Origin of the sequence: Caulobacter sp. RHG1 (assembly GCF_013181195.1) — a bacterium.
GTDB lineage: Bacteria > Pseudomonadota > Alphaproteobacteria > Caulobacterales > Caulobacteraceae > Caulobacter.
The window spans coordinates 275,813-292,940 of record NZ_SMZP01000002.1 but is presented as its reverse complement, the minus strand read 5'-3'; the positions used below and the strand labels follow the sequence as shown (position 1 = coordinate 292,940).

Annotated in this window: 11 protein-coding genes; 3 read left to right on the top strand and 8 right to left on the bottom strand. The window is 68.4% G+C overall.

Translation table 11 applies throughout. The features are described 5' to 3' along the window. Positions 1-33 precede the first annotated feature (33 nt). Genes E1H18_RS05140 through E1H18_RS05130 form a run of 3 tightly spaced genes read left to right on the top strand, consistent with a single transcriptional unit; the run spans position 34 to position 5,050 of the window. On the top strand, positions 34-2,289 hold the full coding sequence (locus E1H18_RS05140) for a GH92 family glycosyl hydrolase (RefSeq protein ID WP_172264360.1): 2,256 nt from the start codon (positions 34-36) through the stop codon (positions 2,287-2,289). Between the two features lie 11 nt (positions 2,290-2,300). Then, a complete protein-coding gene (locus tag E1H18_RS05135) occupies positions 2,301-3,380 on the top strand; it encodes a phosphatidylinositol-specific phospholipase C1-like protein (protein ID WP_172264358.1) in 1,080 nt (359 codons plus the stop codon). Between the two features lie 41 nt (positions 3,381-3,421). Beyond that, positions 3,422-5,050, top strand: coding sequence for an ABC-F family ATP-binding cassette domain-containing protein (locus tag E1H18_RS05130; RefSeq protein WP_172264356.1), 1,629 nt, complete (start codon positions 3,422-3,424; stop codon positions 5,048-5,050). Here E1H18_RS05130 and E1H18_RS05125 read toward each other — a convergent pair. The 8 genes from E1H18_RS05125 to E1H18_RS05090 form a co-directional block, all read right to left on the bottom strand. Further along, positions 5,047-5,757, bottom strand: coding sequence for an ABC transporter ATP-binding protein (locus E1H18_RS05125; protein ID WP_172264354.1), 711 nt, complete (start codon positions 5,755-5,757; stop codon positions 5,047-5,049). The two genes, E1H18_RS05130 and E1H18_RS05125, sit on opposite strands and share 4 nt — an antisense overlap. Before the next feature lie 10 nt (positions 5,758-5,767). Continuing rightward, complete coding sequence (locus tag E1H18_RS05120; protein ID WP_172264352.1) at positions 5,768-7,168, bottom strand: ABC transporter permease subunit; 1,401 nt, start codon at positions 7,166-7,168, stop codon at positions 5,768-5,770. Further along, the gene (locus E1H18_RS05115; RefSeq protein ID WP_172264350.1) at positions 7,165-8,586 is read right to left on the bottom strand and encodes a DUF3526 domain-containing protein; all 1,422 of its coding nucleotides are present in this window, start codon (positions 8,584-8,586) and stop codon (positions 7,165-7,167) included. The genes E1H18_RS05120 and E1H18_RS05115 overlap by 4 nt, the downstream gene beginning before the upstream one ends. After that, complete coding sequence (locus E1H18_RS05110; protein ID WP_172264348.1) at positions 8,586-10,790, bottom strand: TonB-dependent siderophore receptor; 2,205 nt, start codon at positions 10,788-10,790, stop codon at positions 8,586-8,588. Before E1H18_RS05110 ends, E1H18_RS05115 begins: the two co-directional genes overlap by 1 nt. 144 nt (positions 10,791-10,934) lie before the next feature. Beyond that, complete coding sequence (locus E1H18_RS05105) at positions 10,935-14,066, bottom strand: efflux RND transporter permease subunit (protein WP_172264346.1); 3,132 nt, start codon at positions 14,064-14,066, stop codon at positions 10,935-10,937. A gap of 12 nt (positions 14,067-14,078) precedes the next feature. Then, positions 14,079-15,335 carry an efflux RND transporter periplasmic adaptor subunit gene (locus tag E1H18_RS05100; protein ID WP_172264344.1) on the bottom strand — a complete coding sequence of 419 codons (1,257 nt, stop codon included), beginning with the start codon at positions 15,333-15,335 and terminating at the stop codon, positions 14,079-14,081. After that, the gene (locus E1H18_RS05095) at positions 15,332-16,597 is read right to left on the bottom strand and encodes a TolC family protein (RefSeq protein ID WP_172264342.1); all 1,266 of its coding nucleotides are present in this window, start codon (positions 16,595-16,597) and stop codon (positions 15,332-15,334) included. Before E1H18_RS05095 ends, E1H18_RS05100 begins: the two co-directional genes overlap by 4 nt. Before the next feature lie 45 nt (positions 16,598-16,642). Further along, positions 16,643-17,092: a hypothetical protein gene (locus E1H18_RS05090; RefSeq protein ID WP_172264340.1), complete on the bottom strand. Its 450-nt coding sequence runs from the start codon at positions 17,090-17,092 to the stop codon at positions 16,643-16,645. Positions 17,093-17,128: the final 36 nt, after the last annotated feature.

The window sequence follows — 17,128 nt, the reverse complement described above, 5'->3', positions numbered from 1 at the left end:
TTCTACCTTTCTCGATCCCATCCGAGGCCCGCCATGCGCAAGTTCTCGCTCAAGCTTCTGGCGGCCTGCGCCGCGGTCGGCCTGCTGGCCAATGGTTCGGCGGCCGTCGCGCAGGGCAGGGCGCCTGTCGACCAGGTCGATCCCTTCATCGGCACGGACTGGTACGGACAGGCCTTCCTAGGCGCGACCCGGCCATTCGGCATGGTCAAGCTGGGCCCGGACATGGAGAGCTTCGACGGCAAGGCCTCGAAGTTCGGCTACATGAGCGGCGGCCGCGTTCTGGGCTACAGTCACCTCCACCTGCAGGGGGCGGCGGGCAAGTACGGCAATATCCGGATCATGCCGGCGACCGGTCCGGTCGACTTCGCCGACATCGCTTCGCCGGCCAATCAAGAGGTCGCCAAGCCTGGCTACTATGCCGGCACGCTGACCCGCCCGGACGTGCGCGTGGAGCTGACCACCAGCGAGCGCGCGGGCCTGCATCGCTATGCCTTCCGCTCGGGCGATGACGCCCACCTGACCGTGCGCCTGGACCGCATCCTGACCCAAAGCCCGGGCCGCGAAGGCCAGAAGTTTCTGGGTGGTGAGCTCTCGCTGAACTCGCCGCGCGAGATCCGCGGCGTCGGCCGCTATACCGGCGGCTGGAACCTGGGCGGCGAGTACCGGGTCCATTTCGTGATGATCCTGGACCAGGACGCCGCCGGCCAGCGCGTCTGGGGTCCCGAAGGCTTCAAGGCCGACCAGCGCCTCGCCGTCGAGGGCGACAAGCCGCTAGGCGCGGTCTTCGACTTCGCGGGCAAGGCCGGACGGGTGGTCAATGCTCGCGTCGGCATCTCGTTCGTCAGCGTCGAGCAGGCGCGGCGTAACGCCCAGGACGCGGGCGACTTCGATGCGACGCGCAAGCAGGCGCAGGCCGCCTGGAACGCTGCGCTGTCGCCGATCCAGGTCGAGGGCGGCCGGGAGTCCGATCGCCGCCAGTTCTACACCGCGCTCTACCAGCTGCAGCTGATGCCGTCGGATCGCACGGGCGAGAACCCCGGCTGGACCTCGACCGAGCCCTATTACGACGATTACCAGGCCGTCTGGGACACCTTCCGCAGCGCCTGGCCGCTGCTGACCCTGATCCACCCAGACCGCAGCCGCGACCTGCTGCGCTCGCTGATCGACGTCTATCGGCATGAGGGCTGGATGCCGGACGCGCGGGTCGGCAACGCCAACGGCCGCACCCAGGGCGGGAGCAATTCCGACGTCGTGGTCGCCGACGCCTTCGTGAAGGGGCTGCAAGGCATCGACTATGCGACCGCCTTCCAGGCCATGCTGAAGAACGCCACCGTCAGTCCGCCCGACGCCGAGAAGGAAGGCCGCGGTGGCCTGCCGGACTATCTGTCCAAAGGCTATATCAGCACCGACTACGACCGCGCCGGCTCGCGCACGGTCGAGTACGCCTATGACGACTTCGCAATCGCCCAGGTGGCCTGTGGACTGGGCAAGCCGGACGTGGCCCAGGCCTATCTCAAGCAGTCGGGCAACTTCGCCAACCTGTGGGACAAGGACTTCAGCCATCAGGGGATCAAGGGCTTCCTGCGGCCGCGCAAGCCGGACGGGACCTGGGCTGAGCCCTACCTGACCAAGCGTGGCACCTGGCCAGACTTCTTCTACGAGTCCGACCTGTGGACCTATTCGCTGTACGCGCCGCACGATGTGGCCCGGTTGATCGCGCTCTCCGGCGGCCGCGAGGCGTTCATCCAGCGGCTGGACGCCACCTTCGACCGCCTGCACTTCGACATGACCAACGAGCCGGGCTTCCTGGTCCCGATGCTGTACCACTGGGCCGGGCGGCCGGATAAGTCGGCCCAACGGATCATCGACTACCGATCCAAGGCCTTCCTGGACGAGCGCGGCGGCACGCCGGGCCCTGAGGACTCCGGCGCCATGTCCAGCTGGTTCGCCTTCCACGCCATGGGCTTTTTCCCGGTGGCCGGCCAGGACCTCTACCTGATCGGCACGCCGCTGTTCACGAAGAGCAAGATCGCGCTGGGTGAGGGCAAGACCTTCGAGATCGAGGCCAAGGGCGTCGCCGATCCGGCCAACCGCTACGTTCAAGCCGCGACCCTCAACGGCAAGCCCATCGATCGCGCCTGGTTCCGCCACAGCGAGATCGCCGGCGGCGGCAAGCTGGTGCTGACCATGGGGCCGGCGCCGACCGCCTTCGGCACGCGCGAGCTGCCGCCGTCGCTCTCGGGCGCCGACGCCGCCAGCGCCGCCCTGCGCTGCCTCCCCAAGTCGTAAGGAGCCTTTCGATGCTCGATCTTCTCGCGGCGCTGCTGCTGGCCGCCCAACCGGGCCTATCGATGACCGACATCCAGGTCGTCGGCACCCACAACAGCTACAAGCAGGCCATCCCCAAGGCCGAGATGGACGCCATGCTGGCCGTCTCGCCCCTGGCCCTGGGCATCGACTACGCCCATCGGCCGCTGACCGAGCAACTGGACGCCGGCGCGCGCCAGATCGAGATTGACGTGCTCCACGATCCGCAGGGCGGGCGCTACGCCAAGCCGCTGACGGCGTTGGGCGGCGGGATCCCGGTCGATGCGGCCTTCCAGGCGGCGATGGCCAAGCCGGGCTTCAAGACCCTACACATTCCCGACATCGACTTCCGCAGCTCGTGCCTGACCTTCGTGGCGTGTCTGACGCAGATCAGCACCTGGTCGAAGGCCCATCCCGGCCACGCGCCGATGCTGATCATGCTCAACGCCAAGACCGGCAAGGCCTCGATGCCCGGCGGCGTCGCGGCGCTGGACTTCGACGCCGCAGCCTGGGACGCGCTGGACGCCGAGATCCGCTCGGTGTTCGGCGACGGCCGCCTTATCACGCCGGACCAGGTGCGCGGCGGCCACGCTACGCTTCGAGAAGGCGTGCTGGCCGGCGGCTGGCCCAAGCTGGACGCCGCGCGCGGCAAGGTGTTCTTCGCCCTCGACGAGAAGGGAGAGAAGATCGCCTCGTATCTGGCAGGCCATCCGTCGCTGCAGGGGCGAGCCATGTTCGTCAACACCGACGAGGCCAGCCCGGCCGCCGCTTATCTGACCATCAACGATCCGTTGAAGGCGGGCGAGCGGATCCGCGCCGCCGTGCGCCAGGGCTTCATCGTCCGCACGCGCGCCGACTCCGAGACTATCGAGGCCCGCGGCGCCGACACGACCCGCAGGACCGCAGCCTTCGCCAGCGGCGCGCAGTACGTCTCGACCGACTATCTGTGGCCTGATCCGCGTTTCCCCAGCTACGCCGTGCGGCTACCCAACGGCGCGGCGGTGATCTGCAATCCCGTTCGGGCGGAGCGCTGCGCCGGTCGCCAACTCGAGACGGTTGGTGCGCAGCCCTAGAAGGCTGGTGTTCTCTTCCGGCTCGCGCTAGCAGACCGCCCATGATCCGCCTCGACAACATCTCCAAGCAGAACGGCCACCAGCTCCTGTTCATCGAAGCCTCGATGGGCGTCCAGAAGGGTGAGAAGGCCGGCCTGGTCGGCCCGAACGGCGCCGGCAAGACCACGCTGTTTCGCATGATCACCGGCCAGGAGCAGCCTGACGACGGACTGGTCGCGATCGATCCCGGCATGAAGATCGGCTATTTCAGCCAGGATGTCGGCGAGATGTCGGGCCAGAGTGCGGTCGCCGCGGTGATGGACGGCGTCGGCCCCGTCAGCGCGCTGGCCGCCGAGATGGCCACGCTGGAAGCGGCCATGGTCGATCCGGATCAGGCCGACAAGCTCGAGACCATCATGGAGCGCTATGGCGAGGTGCTGGAGCGCTTCCAGGAGCTGGACGGCTACGCGCTGGAAGCGCGGGCTCGCGAAGTGCTGGCGGGCCTCAGCTTCAGCCAGGAGCGCATGGACGGTGATGTCGGTATGCTGTCCGGCGGCTGGAAGATGCGCGTGGCGCTGGCCCGCATCCTCCTGATGCGGCCTGACGGCATGCTGCTGGACGAACCCAGCAACCACCTGGACCTGGAAAGCCTGATCTGGCTCGAGGCGTTCCTGAAGAACTACGATGGCGCGTTGCTGATGACGTCGCACGACCGCGCCTTCATGAACCGCATCATCGGCAAGGTGGTCGAGATCGACGGCGGTCAGCTGATCACCTATTCCGGGGATCTGGACTTCTATGATCAGCAGCGCGCGCTGGGCGAGGCGCAGCGCCAGGCGCAGTATGAGCGCCAGCAGGCCATGCTGGCCAAGGAAATCAAGTTCATCGAGAAGTTCAAGGCGCGCGCCTCGCACGCCGCCCAGGTGCAAAGCCGGGTGAAGAAGCTCGACAAGATCGAACGCGTCGAGGCCCCGCGCCGTCGCCAGTCGGTGCAGTTCGAGTTCCAGAGCCCGCCGCGTTCGGGCGAAGACGTGATCAGCCTGCGCAACGTCCACAAGGGCTATGGCGCCAAGCCGATCTATGACGGTCTCGACTTCCTGGTGCGCCGCAAGGAGCGCTGGTGCGTGCTCGGCGCCAATGGGGCCGGCAAGTCGACGCTGTTGAAGCTGGTGGCCGGCGACACCAAGCCCGACCAGGGCGCGGTCAATATCGGGGCCAGCGTCAAGATGGGCTATTTCGCCCAGCACTCCATGGACCTGCTGGACGGCGAAGAGACGATCTTCGAGTCGCTGGAGCGTTCGTTCCCGCAAGCCGGCCAGGGCGCGTTGCGCACCCTGGCAGGCTGTTTCGGCTTCTCGGGCGACGACGTCGAAAAGCCTTGCCGTGTGCTCTCGGGCGGCGAGAAAGCGCGCTTGGTCATGGCCAAGATGCTGTTCGATCCGCCAAACCTGCTGGTGCTCGACGAACCGACCAACCACCTGGATATGGCCACTAAGGAGATGCTGGTCGCGGCCCTGGCGGACTTCGAGGGCACCATGCTCTTCGTCTCGCACGACCGCCACTTCCTGGGCGCGCTGTCCAACCGTGTTCTGGAGCTGACGCCTGAGGGCGTCCACCAGTACGGCGGCGGCTATACGGAATATGTCGCCCGCACGGGTCAGGAAGCGCCGGGGCTGCACCCAGGCGGCTAGGCGCTGCGCCCCATCTCTTCGAGATACAGCGCCTCCAGGTCCAGAGCGGTCACCGAGTTCGCGGCGAGGGTGCGGCGGAGTTGGCCGGCGCGCATCAGGCCGATCGTGTCGCCGACCTCGCGGGCCCGAAAGAGGTCGTGGGTGGCCATCAGGATCGCCGCGCCGCGATCGCGCTGGCGGCTGATCAGGTCGTGGAATTCCGCGGAGGCCTGCGGGTCCAGTCCCGAGGTGGGCTCGTCCAGCAGCAGCGCCTTGGCCTGTTTGGCGATGGCCAGCGCGATGCCGACCTTCTGGCGCATGCCTTTGGAAAAGCCCGCCGTCCGACGATCGAAGGCGTCCTGCTGCAGGCCCGCTTCGGCCAGGCAATCCTTCAGGCGGCTGGGCGAGCGTTCCGCAACCTGTCCCAGTTCAGCCAGATAGGCGAGGTTTTCCAGGCCGGTCAGTTCGTCATAGAGCGCGACGGTCTCGGGGATATAGAGCATACGCCGCCGCGCGCTCTGCGGGTCGGCCGCCACATCGATCCCGTCGACCGTGGCCGAGCCGCTGGTCGGCTGCAGCAGGCCCAGGAACAGCTTGATGGTCGTCGACTTGCCTGCGCCGTTGGCGCCGAGCAGGCAATGAATCTGGCCGGGTTCGACCCTCAGGTCCAGGCCGTTCAGGGCGGTGTGGTCGCCGTAGCGCTTGGTCAGGGTGGTCGCGGTCAGCATGGCTAGGCTCTCAGAGTTGGGCGGCGGCGCGGCGGCCGAACACGGCGGCGACGGCGAGCAGGGCGATGGCGGCGAGGAGGACGGCCAAGTCGACGAGCACGCCGGCCTGGAAGGCGCCGCCCTTGGCCTCCTGATATTCAAAGCGGGGCAGGCGGCCGTAGTCTTCCATCTGCATGGGCAGGTCGCGATCGAGGCGATCGCCCAGCCAGGCCTTGGCGCGGACCATGAAGGCCATGGCCTGGCCCTGGAAAGCGACGGCGCGATCGGCGTCGGAGCCGGCGATCCGATCCAGCGCGTCCTGCGCCGCGACCGCGGGAAGGAAGAGGCGCAGGGCATTCAGGCTGTCACGCCTCCGCTCACGGGCGGCCAGTTGACGATCGATCAGCGGCGCCAGCCGGCGATCTTCGACGGTGCGTTCGACGAAAAACTTGCGGATGCGGTCGGGGACCTTCGGGGCGGGATCGGCCACGACCTCCGGACCCAGGGCTTCTCGGGCCAGGCGCTGCTCGGTGCGGATGGCGCGGCTCTGCTGGGCGTAGTCAGCCGAAAACCGAAGCTCCGATGGGGGCGGGGACAGGATGTTGGCCGTTGCCAGACTCAGGGCCGGCGCCAGCACGACGATCAGCAGCCAGACCGCGCCGGCCGCCAGGGCCGCTTCGGTCGAGCGACGGATGAAGACGTTGATCAGCGCGGCCAGGACGATCCAGAGGAATCCATAGGCCAGCACCACCAGCGCCGTGGCGATCAGGCCCAGCGGCGCTCGCGCGCCGATGGCGACCAGCGCCGCCAGGACCAGGGCTGTGGCTGGGAGCAGGACGACGATCGCCCGCGCTGCGGCCTTGCCCGCGATGACGGCCAGCGGCGTGACCGGCTGGGACAGGATCATCGCCGACACGCCGCGCTCGCGGTCTCGCGACCACAGGTCGAAGCTGGCCGCCAGCAGCACCAGCGGCAGGACGAAGACGATCACGAACGCCAGGTCGAACCGGCCGACCGCCCGCACCGCCGGGTTGTCGACGTCCAGCTTGAATGGGTCGAACATGGTGATGTTCTCGAGCGGGATCATCCGCGCGGCGTAGGGGTAGGCCTCGGCCTGGCCGATTGACAGCGGGGCCATCGGGCCAGGCGTCAGCACCAGGCGGAATGGGGCCACCTGCGGCGTTGCCGAGAACGGCCAGGTTCCGGGTGGGGACTCAGCCAGCTGCTTGGCCTTGATCTCCATGATCGGACCGATCTCGTCGGTGAGCAGCTGGACGGTCTGGGCGCGCTTGGCGGTCCACTGTGCGCCGCTCCAGGCGCCGTAGGCGGCGAGCGCGGCGAACAGGATCAGCAGCCAGGGCAGGGCGCGGTCGCGCAGGACCCGCTTGAGTTCGTGGCGAGTGACCGTCGCGAAGGTCAGGAAGCCGGTCATGGCGCGCGCTCCAGGCGGGTGGCGGCGAAGAGGGCAAAGCCGAGCGCCGTCAGGGCCCAGGCTGCGAGGATCAGGAAATTGACTGACTGAGCCGTCCAGATCTGCGCCAAGGTTGGTCGACGCGGCGTGAACTTCAGGCTGGCGGCGATCGCCGAGACGTCGGCCTTGTAGGGATCGGCAGTCTTGGGCTTGTGCAGCCGGACGTCGCGGTTCAGGGCCTGGATCAGCGCGTAACGATAGGTCTCGGCCTCACGCAGGAACAGGCGATGGGCGGCGAAGTCCGTGCCGGCGAAGGCGCGCGACCAGGGCGCGGCGGCCATGCCCGGCGACACCAGGCCGAAGGCCTGCTGCACGGCGTCCTGGCGGCGATAGGCCGAGAACAAAGCGTCGTAGTGGCGGTTATAGGTGTCGGTGGAGTTCTTCTCGCCGAACTCCAGGGCCACGCCATCGAAGTTGAATGGCAGGTCTTCGACCGTATCCACGCCGTAGGTCTTCAGGGTCTGGGCCTTGAGAGCGGCGAGGCGTTCATCGGCCGGATCGTGCCCTGAGGCGCCGTTCTTGGCCTCGTCAGTGACGGCCGCTTCGAAAGCGGGCGCGCTGGGCGTCGGATGTAGCGTCTCGGCGACAGCCGGCGCGATCCGCGGAACCAGTAAGGTCGCCGCCGCCCAGAAGGCCAGAAGCGTCACCAGAGCGCCGCGCGCCGATGGCACCAGGGCCGAGACGCCGATGGTCAGGGCGGCGAAGGTCAGCAAATACAGGCCAGAGCCGCCGGTCATCGCCAGCAGCGCCAAGCCTTCAGTCCAGAACGCGCCCCCGGCCAGCAACGCCAGGACGCCAATGCCGGCAAATGCCGCCAGCAGCAGAAGCGAAGCGGTCGCCAGACCGACCAAGCGGCCCAGGACCAGCGCGCGCGCCGAAGCGCCGGCGCCCAGCGCCTGCTTGAGCCGCTCGCGCGCCCGCTCTCCGGAGAAGGCGGTGAAGCCCGCCAGCACGATCAGCAGCGGCCCGACGACCTGCAGCGCCCAAGCAGCCGAGAAGCCGCCGAACCGACTGATCGCCGCGCCGCCTTCCATGGGGCGGTCGCGCGAAGGATTCTGCGAGTGCCCCTCCAGCTTCACCGACGAGCCCAGATAGTCGTTCAGGCCGGGATCGAAGGCTGCCAGCGGCGAGACCGGCGCATAGACGGTGCGGCCAGCGTGGGCCGCACCGTGCGGGTTGATTGGTCCCAGCGCATCCCAGATCGCCTGGTCCTGACGCGCGGCGGCCTGGCGCTCCAGACCCTGCGCGTGGAGGCGCGCGGCGCCGGTCGCCAGGCTGACGGACGCTAGCAGCAGAACGGCGAGGGCCAGCCAGCGCAGGCGGTTGTCGCGCGCCATCAGCCGCAGCTGATGGCGCGCCGAGACGGCCAGGACGCTCATCAGAACCGCGCCCGCAGCGCCACGGTCACGTTCCGCGGGTCGCCGTAGGTGTTGTAGGTGTTGGGTCCGCCGACGCGGGCGTAATAGACCTTGTCGAAGGTGTTGTTCAGCGAAGCCGAGACCGAGACCTTGTCGTTCAACGCATAGCCGCCGTGCAGGCTAAGCAGGGCGTAGGGCGCCTGGTCGCGGACGCCTGCGACGCCGCCCCCGATGAAGCGGCTTTGAGCCAGAACGCCGGCGGCGATCCAGGCGCGGTTCCAGCCCGGCGCGCTGGGCGTGTACTTGGCGAAGGCCTTGAGCGTGTGCTTGGGCTCCCAGCTGTCGAAGGCTGCGCCCACCAGGCTGGCGGTGGAGTTCTCCAGATATTCGGTCTCCAGGAACGAATAGCCGAACGACAGGTCGACGCCTGGCGCGGGGCGACCCGTCACTTCGAAGTCTGCGCCGCGCACCTCGACCTTGCCCAGCTGCAGGAAGAAGCCCGGGTGAGCGATGTCGGTGAAGGTGCGGTTGACGTCGCGGGTGCGGAAGATGGCCAGAGAGGCGTTCAGGCCTTCGTTGAAGAAGCTGCCCTTGATCCCGGCTTCCAGCTGCCGGCCCTCGCGCGGGTCCAGCGTCGTGCCGCCGCTTTCGGTCCACTTCAGCGCCGTCTGTGGGATGAAGATGTCCGAATAGCTGCCGTACAGGGTGATGTTGGGACGCAGGTAGTAGACGACGCCGCCATAGGGGGTGAGCACGCCGGTCTCATGGCCCTGGCTGGCGAAGGTCGTCGGGCTGGGGTTGGGGGCGATGTTGCGGAACTTGGAGTCGAAGTTGCTGAGGCGCGCGCCGGCCACCACGGTCAGGCCGTCCAGGATCTGGAAGCGGCCCTGGCCATAGACGCCGCTCTGCTCGGTGCGGGTGATGCCGCCGTTGTTGTGGACGAAGTTGGGCCTGGGGATCGCGGCGGCCTCGCCCAGCGCAATCCCCGATCCGGCCGGCGCGCCCGTGTAGGGCAGGTTGGTGATGGTGGTGTATTCGTTGTCGTAGAGTTCGTAGCTGTAGCCCACCGTCAGGGTGTGGCGGCGGCCGAACAGGTCCAGCGGCCCTGAGGCGTAGAGATCAACGCCGGTGCGCTCGGTGGTCCCGTCGTTCTCGCGGCGATTATAGCTGCTGAAGCGGCCGGTGACCGGGTTGAAGCCCGTGCCGGGCGTGGGGAAGCCGTCGCGGAAGACCTTGCGCTGGTCGCGATAGGTGGCCTTGGCGCGCAGCACCCAGTCATTGGCCAACTCGTGGCGAAGGTCGGCGGAATACTCGAGCGTGCGGTAGAGGTTGAGGTTCCAGTCCGGGTACTGGTTGGTCGAGCGCGGAACGTCCAGGAACTGGTTGTTTCGTGGATTTCCGGCCAGCAGGTAGTTGGCCAGGCCCATGCTCATCGCGTCGCCCTGGTCGTCCTGGTAGGTGACCATGGCCGAGGCCAGGGTGCGGTCGGTGACGTCGAAGTCCAGCGCGCCGTAGGCGACGACCTTCTCCTCGTGCGAGCGATCCGTATAGAAGCCGCGGTCTTGGTATGATCCGGCGAAGCGTCCGCGCAGGCGACCGTTCAGGGCCAGCGGCCCGCCGAGATCGGCCTCGACGCGGTAGTTGTTCCAGGTTCCGAGCGACGCGCCCACCGAGCCGGCGAACTTGGCCGGAGCGCGCTTGCGCACGAAGTTGGCGGTGCCGCTAGGCTGACCCGAGCCTTTGAAAATGCCTGCCGGGCCGCGCAGCACCTCGATCTGGTCGTAGACGACGAGGTCGAATTCCTGGGCCTGGCCGCTGTTCCAGGCTGGGATGCCGTCATACGACACGTCGAGCAGATAGCCGCGCGAGCGGATCTGGCCGATCAGCCCGTCCCAGGTGGTGACGTACACGCCGGGGATCTGGGCCAGGGCGTCGACCATGGTCACCAGATTCTGGTCCTGGATGCGCTGCTGAGTGATCACGCTGATGGTGTTGGGCACTTCCAGGACCGAGACCGGCTCCTTGCCGCCGATGGCCACGGTCTTGGCCGCGTAGCCCGTCCGCGCGCCCTCGACGGTCACCGAACTGAGCGGGGTGCTTTGATCGTCGAACTCCTCGGCAGCGGTCGGCGTGGCCAGGACGGCGGCGGCGAGGGCGGGCGCGGCGCCCAGGGCGACAAGAAGGCCGCCCGCCCGGCGGGCGGTGTAAAAGGTTCTGGACGTCATCAGGCCCCCAAGGCGCGAAGAGAATCGTTATGATATAATATATCACTACCGGTTCGCGATTAAGGATCGGGCGTGAGGGTGTCAAGCGTGGAAGGGGCGGGCCTATACGTGCTGCGCCGGCCGGGCCGGCGCAGCACGGTCGGCTTAGGCGCGTTGATGCGGAGCCGCGTGGGCCAGCCGGAAGAGGGCGGGTAGCACCAGCAGGGTCAGCAGGGTCGAAGAGATGATCCCGCCGATCACCACGGTGGCCAGAGGACGCTGGACTTCCGCCCCGGCCCCGACATTGAAGGCCATGGGCACGAAGCCCAGGCTGGCGACGAGGGCCGTCATCAGCACTGGCCGCAGACGCGTGAGCGCGCCTTCGCGGATCGCGGTGTCGAGGTCGGCGCCCTCCTGGCGAAGCGCGCGGATGAAGCTGACCATCACCACCCCGTTCAGCACCGCCACGCCCGAGAGCGCGATGAAGCCGACGCCGGCCGAGATCGACAGTGGCAGCCCTCGCAGGAGCAACGCCGCCACCCCGCCGGTCAGCGCCAACGGGACGCCGGAGAAGACGATGGCGGCGTCCTTGACCGATCGGAACAGCACGTACAGCAGTCCCAGGATCAACAGCAGCGCCGCCGGCACGACCAGCTGCAGCCGCTTGGCCGCCGAGATCAGCTGCTCGAACGTGCCGCCGTACGAGATCCAGTAGCCGGTCGGCAGCTCGACCTCAGACCCGACCTTGTCCTGCACCTCGGTGATGAACGAGCCCAGGTCACGACCTCGCACGTTGGCGGTGACCACGACCCGACGCTTGCCGTCCTCGCGGCTGATCTGGTTGGGACCGATAATAGTCTCGACCTTGGCCACGTCCTGCAGCGGGGCGAAGCCGCGCGGCTGATCGACGGTTCCCGGCAGCGGGATGCGCAGGCGGCCGATCTCGTCGACCTTGCCCCTGATCGCTTCGGGCAGGCGCACGACGACGTCGAAGCGACGGTCGCCCTCGAACACCTGGCCGGTGACCGTGCCGCCGACGGCTGTGGCCACCACCGACTGTACGTCGTCGACATTGAGGCCAAGGCGCGCCAGGGCCGCGCGGTCCGGCGTGATCTGCAGCACGGGAAGACCCGTGACCTGCTCGACCCCGACGTCCTGTGCGCCCTCGACGCCCTCGACCACGCCGCCGATCGCCTTGCCCAGCTCCAGCAGCTGGTCGAGGTCGTCACCATAGACCTTGACCGCGACGTCTGCCCGCACGCCGGACAGCAGCTCGTTGAACCGCATCTGGATCGGCTGGGTGAACTCGTAGTTGTTGCCAGGCACCTGGGCGACCAGAGCCTCCAGTTCGGCGACAAGTTCGACCTTGGGCTTGCGCGGGTCAGGCCAGTCCTTGCGGTCCTTCAGCATGATGAAGGTGTCGGCGACCGACGGCGGCATGGGGTCGGTGGCGACCTCGGCCGTGCCGATCTTGGCGATCACCCGCTCGACCTCTGGCAAGGTCTTGATCTTGGCTTCCAGCGCCGACTGCATGGCGACGGCCTGCGACAGGCTGGTGCCCGGGATGCGCAGGGCGTGCATGGCGATGTCGCCCTCATCGAGATTGGGCACGAATTCCGAACCCATCCGCGACGCCGCCAGCGCGGCGATCGCCACCAGCACGAGCGCCCCGGCGACGAAGGCCACGCGCAGGCGTAGGGCCATCTCCAGGGCGGGCTCGTACAGGCGTCGTGCGCCGCGCATGATCGGGCTTTCCTTCTCCTCGACCTTGCCGGTGACGAACAAGGCCACGGCGGCGGGGACGAAGGTCAGGGACAGCACGAGAGCGGCGGTCAGGGCGATGACCACGGTGATCGCCATCGGGTGGAACATCTTCCCCTCGACGCCGGTGAGGGCGAAGATCGGCACAAAGACCAGGGTGATGATCAGGATCCCGAACAGCGATGGCCTGATGACCTCGCTGGCGGCGCCGGCGGTCAGCGAGAACCGCTCGTCCCGCGTCAGCAGGCGGCCCTCCCTATGCTGGGCCTCGCCGAGGCGGCGCAGGCAGTTTTCGACGATGATCACTGCGCCGTCGACAATCAGGCCGAAATCCAGGGCGCCCAGGCTCATCAGATTGCCCGACACCTTCGACTGCACCATGCCGGTGATGGTCAGCAGCATCGCCAGCGGGATGACCGCCGCCGTGATCAGGGCCGCGCGGATGTTCCCCAGCAGCAGGAACAGCACGACGATCACCAGCACCGCGCCCTCGATCAGGTTCTTCTCGACGGTGGCGATGGCCCGGTCGACCAGGTGGGTGCGGTCATAGATCGGCTTGGCGGTGACGCCGGGCGGCAGGGCCTTGGTCGCCTGCTCCAGCCGGTCGGCGGCGGCGCGGGCCACTGTCTTGCTGTTCTCGCCGACCAGCATGAAGACCGTGCCGAGCACCACCTCCCGCCCGTTCTCGGTGGCGGCGCCGGTTCGTAGCTCCTTGCCCAGACCGACGTCAGCGACGTCGGCGACCCGGATCGGCGCGCCGTTGCGGCTGGCGACGATGACGGCGGCCAGGTCCTGGACGCCCGTCGGCTGGCCGGGGACCCGGACCAGATACTGCTCGCCATAACGCTCGACATAGCCGGCGCCGACATTGGCGTTGTTGCGCTCCAGCGCCGCGACGACGTCGCCCATGGTCAGGCCATAGGCCGAGAGTCGATCGGGCAGGGGTGTGACGTGGTACTGCCGCTCATAGCCGCCGATGGTGTTGACCTCGGTGACGCCGGGCGTGTTGCGCAGCTGTGGCCGGATCACCCAGTCCTGCAGCGTGCGCAGGTCCTCCGGCGTCCACGCCTGGCCGTCAGGACGGCGCGCGCCGGGCTTGGCCTCCACCGTGTACATGAAGATCTCGCCCAGACCTGTGGAGATCGGCCCGAGCTCCGGGTTGAGCCCGGCCGGCAGCTGAGCGCGGGCGCTCTGCAGCCGTTCGCCGACCAGCTGGCGGGCGAAGTAGATGTCGGTCCCGTCCTTGAAGACGACCGTCACCTGGCTGAGGCCGTAGCGCGAGACCGAGCGGGTGTATTGCAGGCCCGGCAGGCCGGCGATGGCGGTCTCGACCGGGAAGGTGATCCGCTGCTCGGCCTCCAGAGGCGAGAAGCCTGGGGCCTGGGTATTGATCTGGACCTGGACGTTGGTGATGTCTGGCGTCGCGTCGATCGGCAGGCGCTGGAAGCTCCAGACGCCTATGGCCGCCGATAGGGCGACCAGGGCCAACACGATCCAGCGCAGCCGGATCGCGGCGGCGATGATGCGTTCGAGCATGATGTCGCCTCCTTAGTGATCGTGGCTCGCGCCGGACTTCTCGATGTCCGCGCGGATCAGGAAGGCGCCGTCGGTGACGTACTCGGCGCCGGGTTTGAGGCCGGAGAGCACCTCGGTCCATTCAGGCGTCTGGCGACCCAGCTCCAGCATCCGAACCTCGTAGGTGTCCTTCACCTTGACGAACACGACCTGGAAATCACGGAAGCGCTGGATGGCCTTGGTCCGCACCGCCAGCGGCGCGTTCGTCGCCCCGACCTGGAACGAGCCCTCGACTCCCATGCCGGGCCGGAAAGCGCTGTCGGCGCCGCCGGGCAGGTGCACGTGGGCCAGCAGAGTCTGGCTGGCCAGGTCCGCCATCGGCAGCACCGCTTCGACCTCGGCCTGCAGCTTGGTGTCGCCCGACAGGCTGCGCACCTCGACAGGCTGACCGACCCGCACCTTCTCGGCGTCGCGCGGATAGACGAAGAACTCAGCGTGCAGTTTGGTCGGATCGGCGATGACCAGGATGGCCCGCTCGCCGGCGACGTCGCCGACATTGAGGTTCTTCTCGACGATGACGCCGCTGATCGGCGCCGGGATCGCATAGGTCTGCAGGCTTTCGCTGGACTCGACACGCGCCAGGATCTGGCCCTTGCGGACGGTTTGGCCCAACTTGCCGTTCAGGCTCATGATGCGGCCCGGATACCAGGCCCGGACCTCGCCCTTGCCCTCGGGCGTGATCTCCACGCGGCCGGCCATGTCGACCCGTTCGGCAATCGGCGTCGCGCCGGCGATTTCGGTCCTGACGCCACCGGCCTGAGCCGCCTGGGCCGACATCGTCGTGCGGCCCTCGTAGGACGGGTAGCGCCAGGCGCTGGACTTGCCGGCTTGCGTTGCGGTGACCGCGACGTCGAACGAGTGCGGCTCGGTGACCACGCCCTGGCCGCGCAGGTAGTCCTCCTGCGGCGTGAAGACGAAGCGGTTGGTTTCGCCGTCGAGCCGCGAGAGCGTGATGTTCAGCTGCACATCCTTCGGCGCCAGCGGCTTATCCTTTCTGTAGGCGTAGACGTGGAACTCCGGCTCGACGCCGTCCTCGAAGATCGTGACCTCCAGGGCGAAGTCGCCGTCGCGCAGCATGCGGCCGCGATGGGGGCCGCGTTCGTAGTCGCCCGCGTCAGAGGCGTGGGCTTCGGTCTTGGCGGACTTGGGCCCCTCGCTGCAGGCGGCGAGGGTGAGCGTTCCGGCCAGGGCCAGGACCAGGGATGCGCCGGGGCGCGAAAGGCGGATCATCGGGCGGACTCCGAGGCAGGCATCAGGCTCATGTGCGCACCGGTCAGGCGGTCGAGTTGGGCGCGGTCGAGCTGGAAGGACTTGAGGATGGCGAGGCGGCGGGCGCGCGCCTCGATCAGCGCTTTCTGGGCCTCGAGGACGTCGAGATACCTGAAGCCGCCGCGGTTGAAGCCCTCACGGACGAGATCGACCGTCCGGGCGTTGGCCGGCACGATCTCGGCCTCGATCCGTCGCGCCTCGCTGGCCTTCTGGGCCAGCAGGGCCTGGGTCGCGGCGATCTTTCGCTCGAGCACCGCCTGGGCGCTGACCAAGTCGAGGTCCGCCGCCGTTTGGGTCGCGCGGGCCTGCTCGATCGCGCCTCGGTTGGTGTCGTAGCGTCCCAGCGGGATCGAGCCGCCGACGATGGCGGCGACATCGCCGCTGTCGTTCAGCCAGCGCAGGCCGGCGCGCCAGGTGGGGTCCTGGACGGCCTTGCTCTCCTCGACCCTGACCTTCGCGATCGCGGCGACGCGATGCGCCTCCCACAGCGCCAGGTCGACCGGCGAGGCCGGTCCTGCCGCCCGGTCGGCGGCGGAGAGGTCTTCCAGGCTGACAGGATCAATCTCGGCGTCGCCGCCACCCCAGAATGCGGTCAGGGCGCGCGCCGCATTGGCTGTTCGGGTCTGGGCCTGAGACAGGGTGATCTCTGCCTCCGTGACCTGGGCGTCGGCGCGGGCGCCGGCGAACAGCGGGTCCCGCGCGACCTTCACCCGGCGAGACACCTCCGCCTGAGCGCGCTTGGCCAGGGCCAGGCGGTCGGCGGCAAGGCGGGCTTCGGCTTCAGCGGCGGCGGCCTCGATCCAGGCCGTTTCCACTTCGTGGAAGAGGTCGAGGACCCGGACGTCGTCGCGCAGGCGAACCTGGGCGATGTCGCTGCGCGCGAGGGCGGTGCGGGCGGCGCGCTTGCCGCCGCGCTCATGGCTCTGCTGGTAGAAGATTGTCGCTTGGGTGCGATCGAGCAGGGAATACGAGCCCGTGCCGCCGGTGTCCTCGACATCAAGGCCGATGACGGGATTGGGACGGACATTGGCTTGTCGAACGCCCGCTTCGGCGGCGTTCAGGCGCGACTGCAGGGCGGGGCGCGCGGGGTCGGCCTTGGCCGCGCGGCTCAGCGCGTCGGACAGGGTCAGGGGCTCCGCCGAGGCGGAGTTGGAAGCCGCCAGGGCAAGCGCCGTGGCGAGCAGCCAGGACCGCAGGGGGCGGTCTTGGTGAGAGGCAGACATGAAAAGGTCCTCGAACGTGCGGGACGCGGCGCGGGGCCGCGCGGATCAGGCGACGTGAACGAGGAGGGTTTTGGGCGGGCGTTCCTGCAGGGGCGCGCCGATCCCGTGGCGCAGATCGTTTTCCAACCCGAAGACGTGGGGCGAGGTCGCCCAAGCCATGGGGAGGCTGGGCGCTCCGGCTAGTCCGTAGACGGACGCATGGTCGGACTGGTGGTGATGGTGCGGCGCCGGCGTGTCGGGCATGGGACCGCCGTCGTCGTCGGCCTGGACGTTGGCGCTCGCATCCTCGCCATCATGGCCGTCGTGATGATCCTTGTCGTGGCCGGTCAGATCGACCAGCGCGCCGGCGAACGCATTGGCCGCGTGGCCGTAACCGGCGGTGTGGAGAATGCCGTCTACCGTCGCGATCGGCGCCTGGACGACAAGCAGGGTCATGAGCACGACGGCGAATATCGCCATGCCCTTTCCCAGCAGTCTGTCGATGCGCGCGATCACCAACGCTCTCCTTCAGCGTCCCAGAACGCTGAGAAT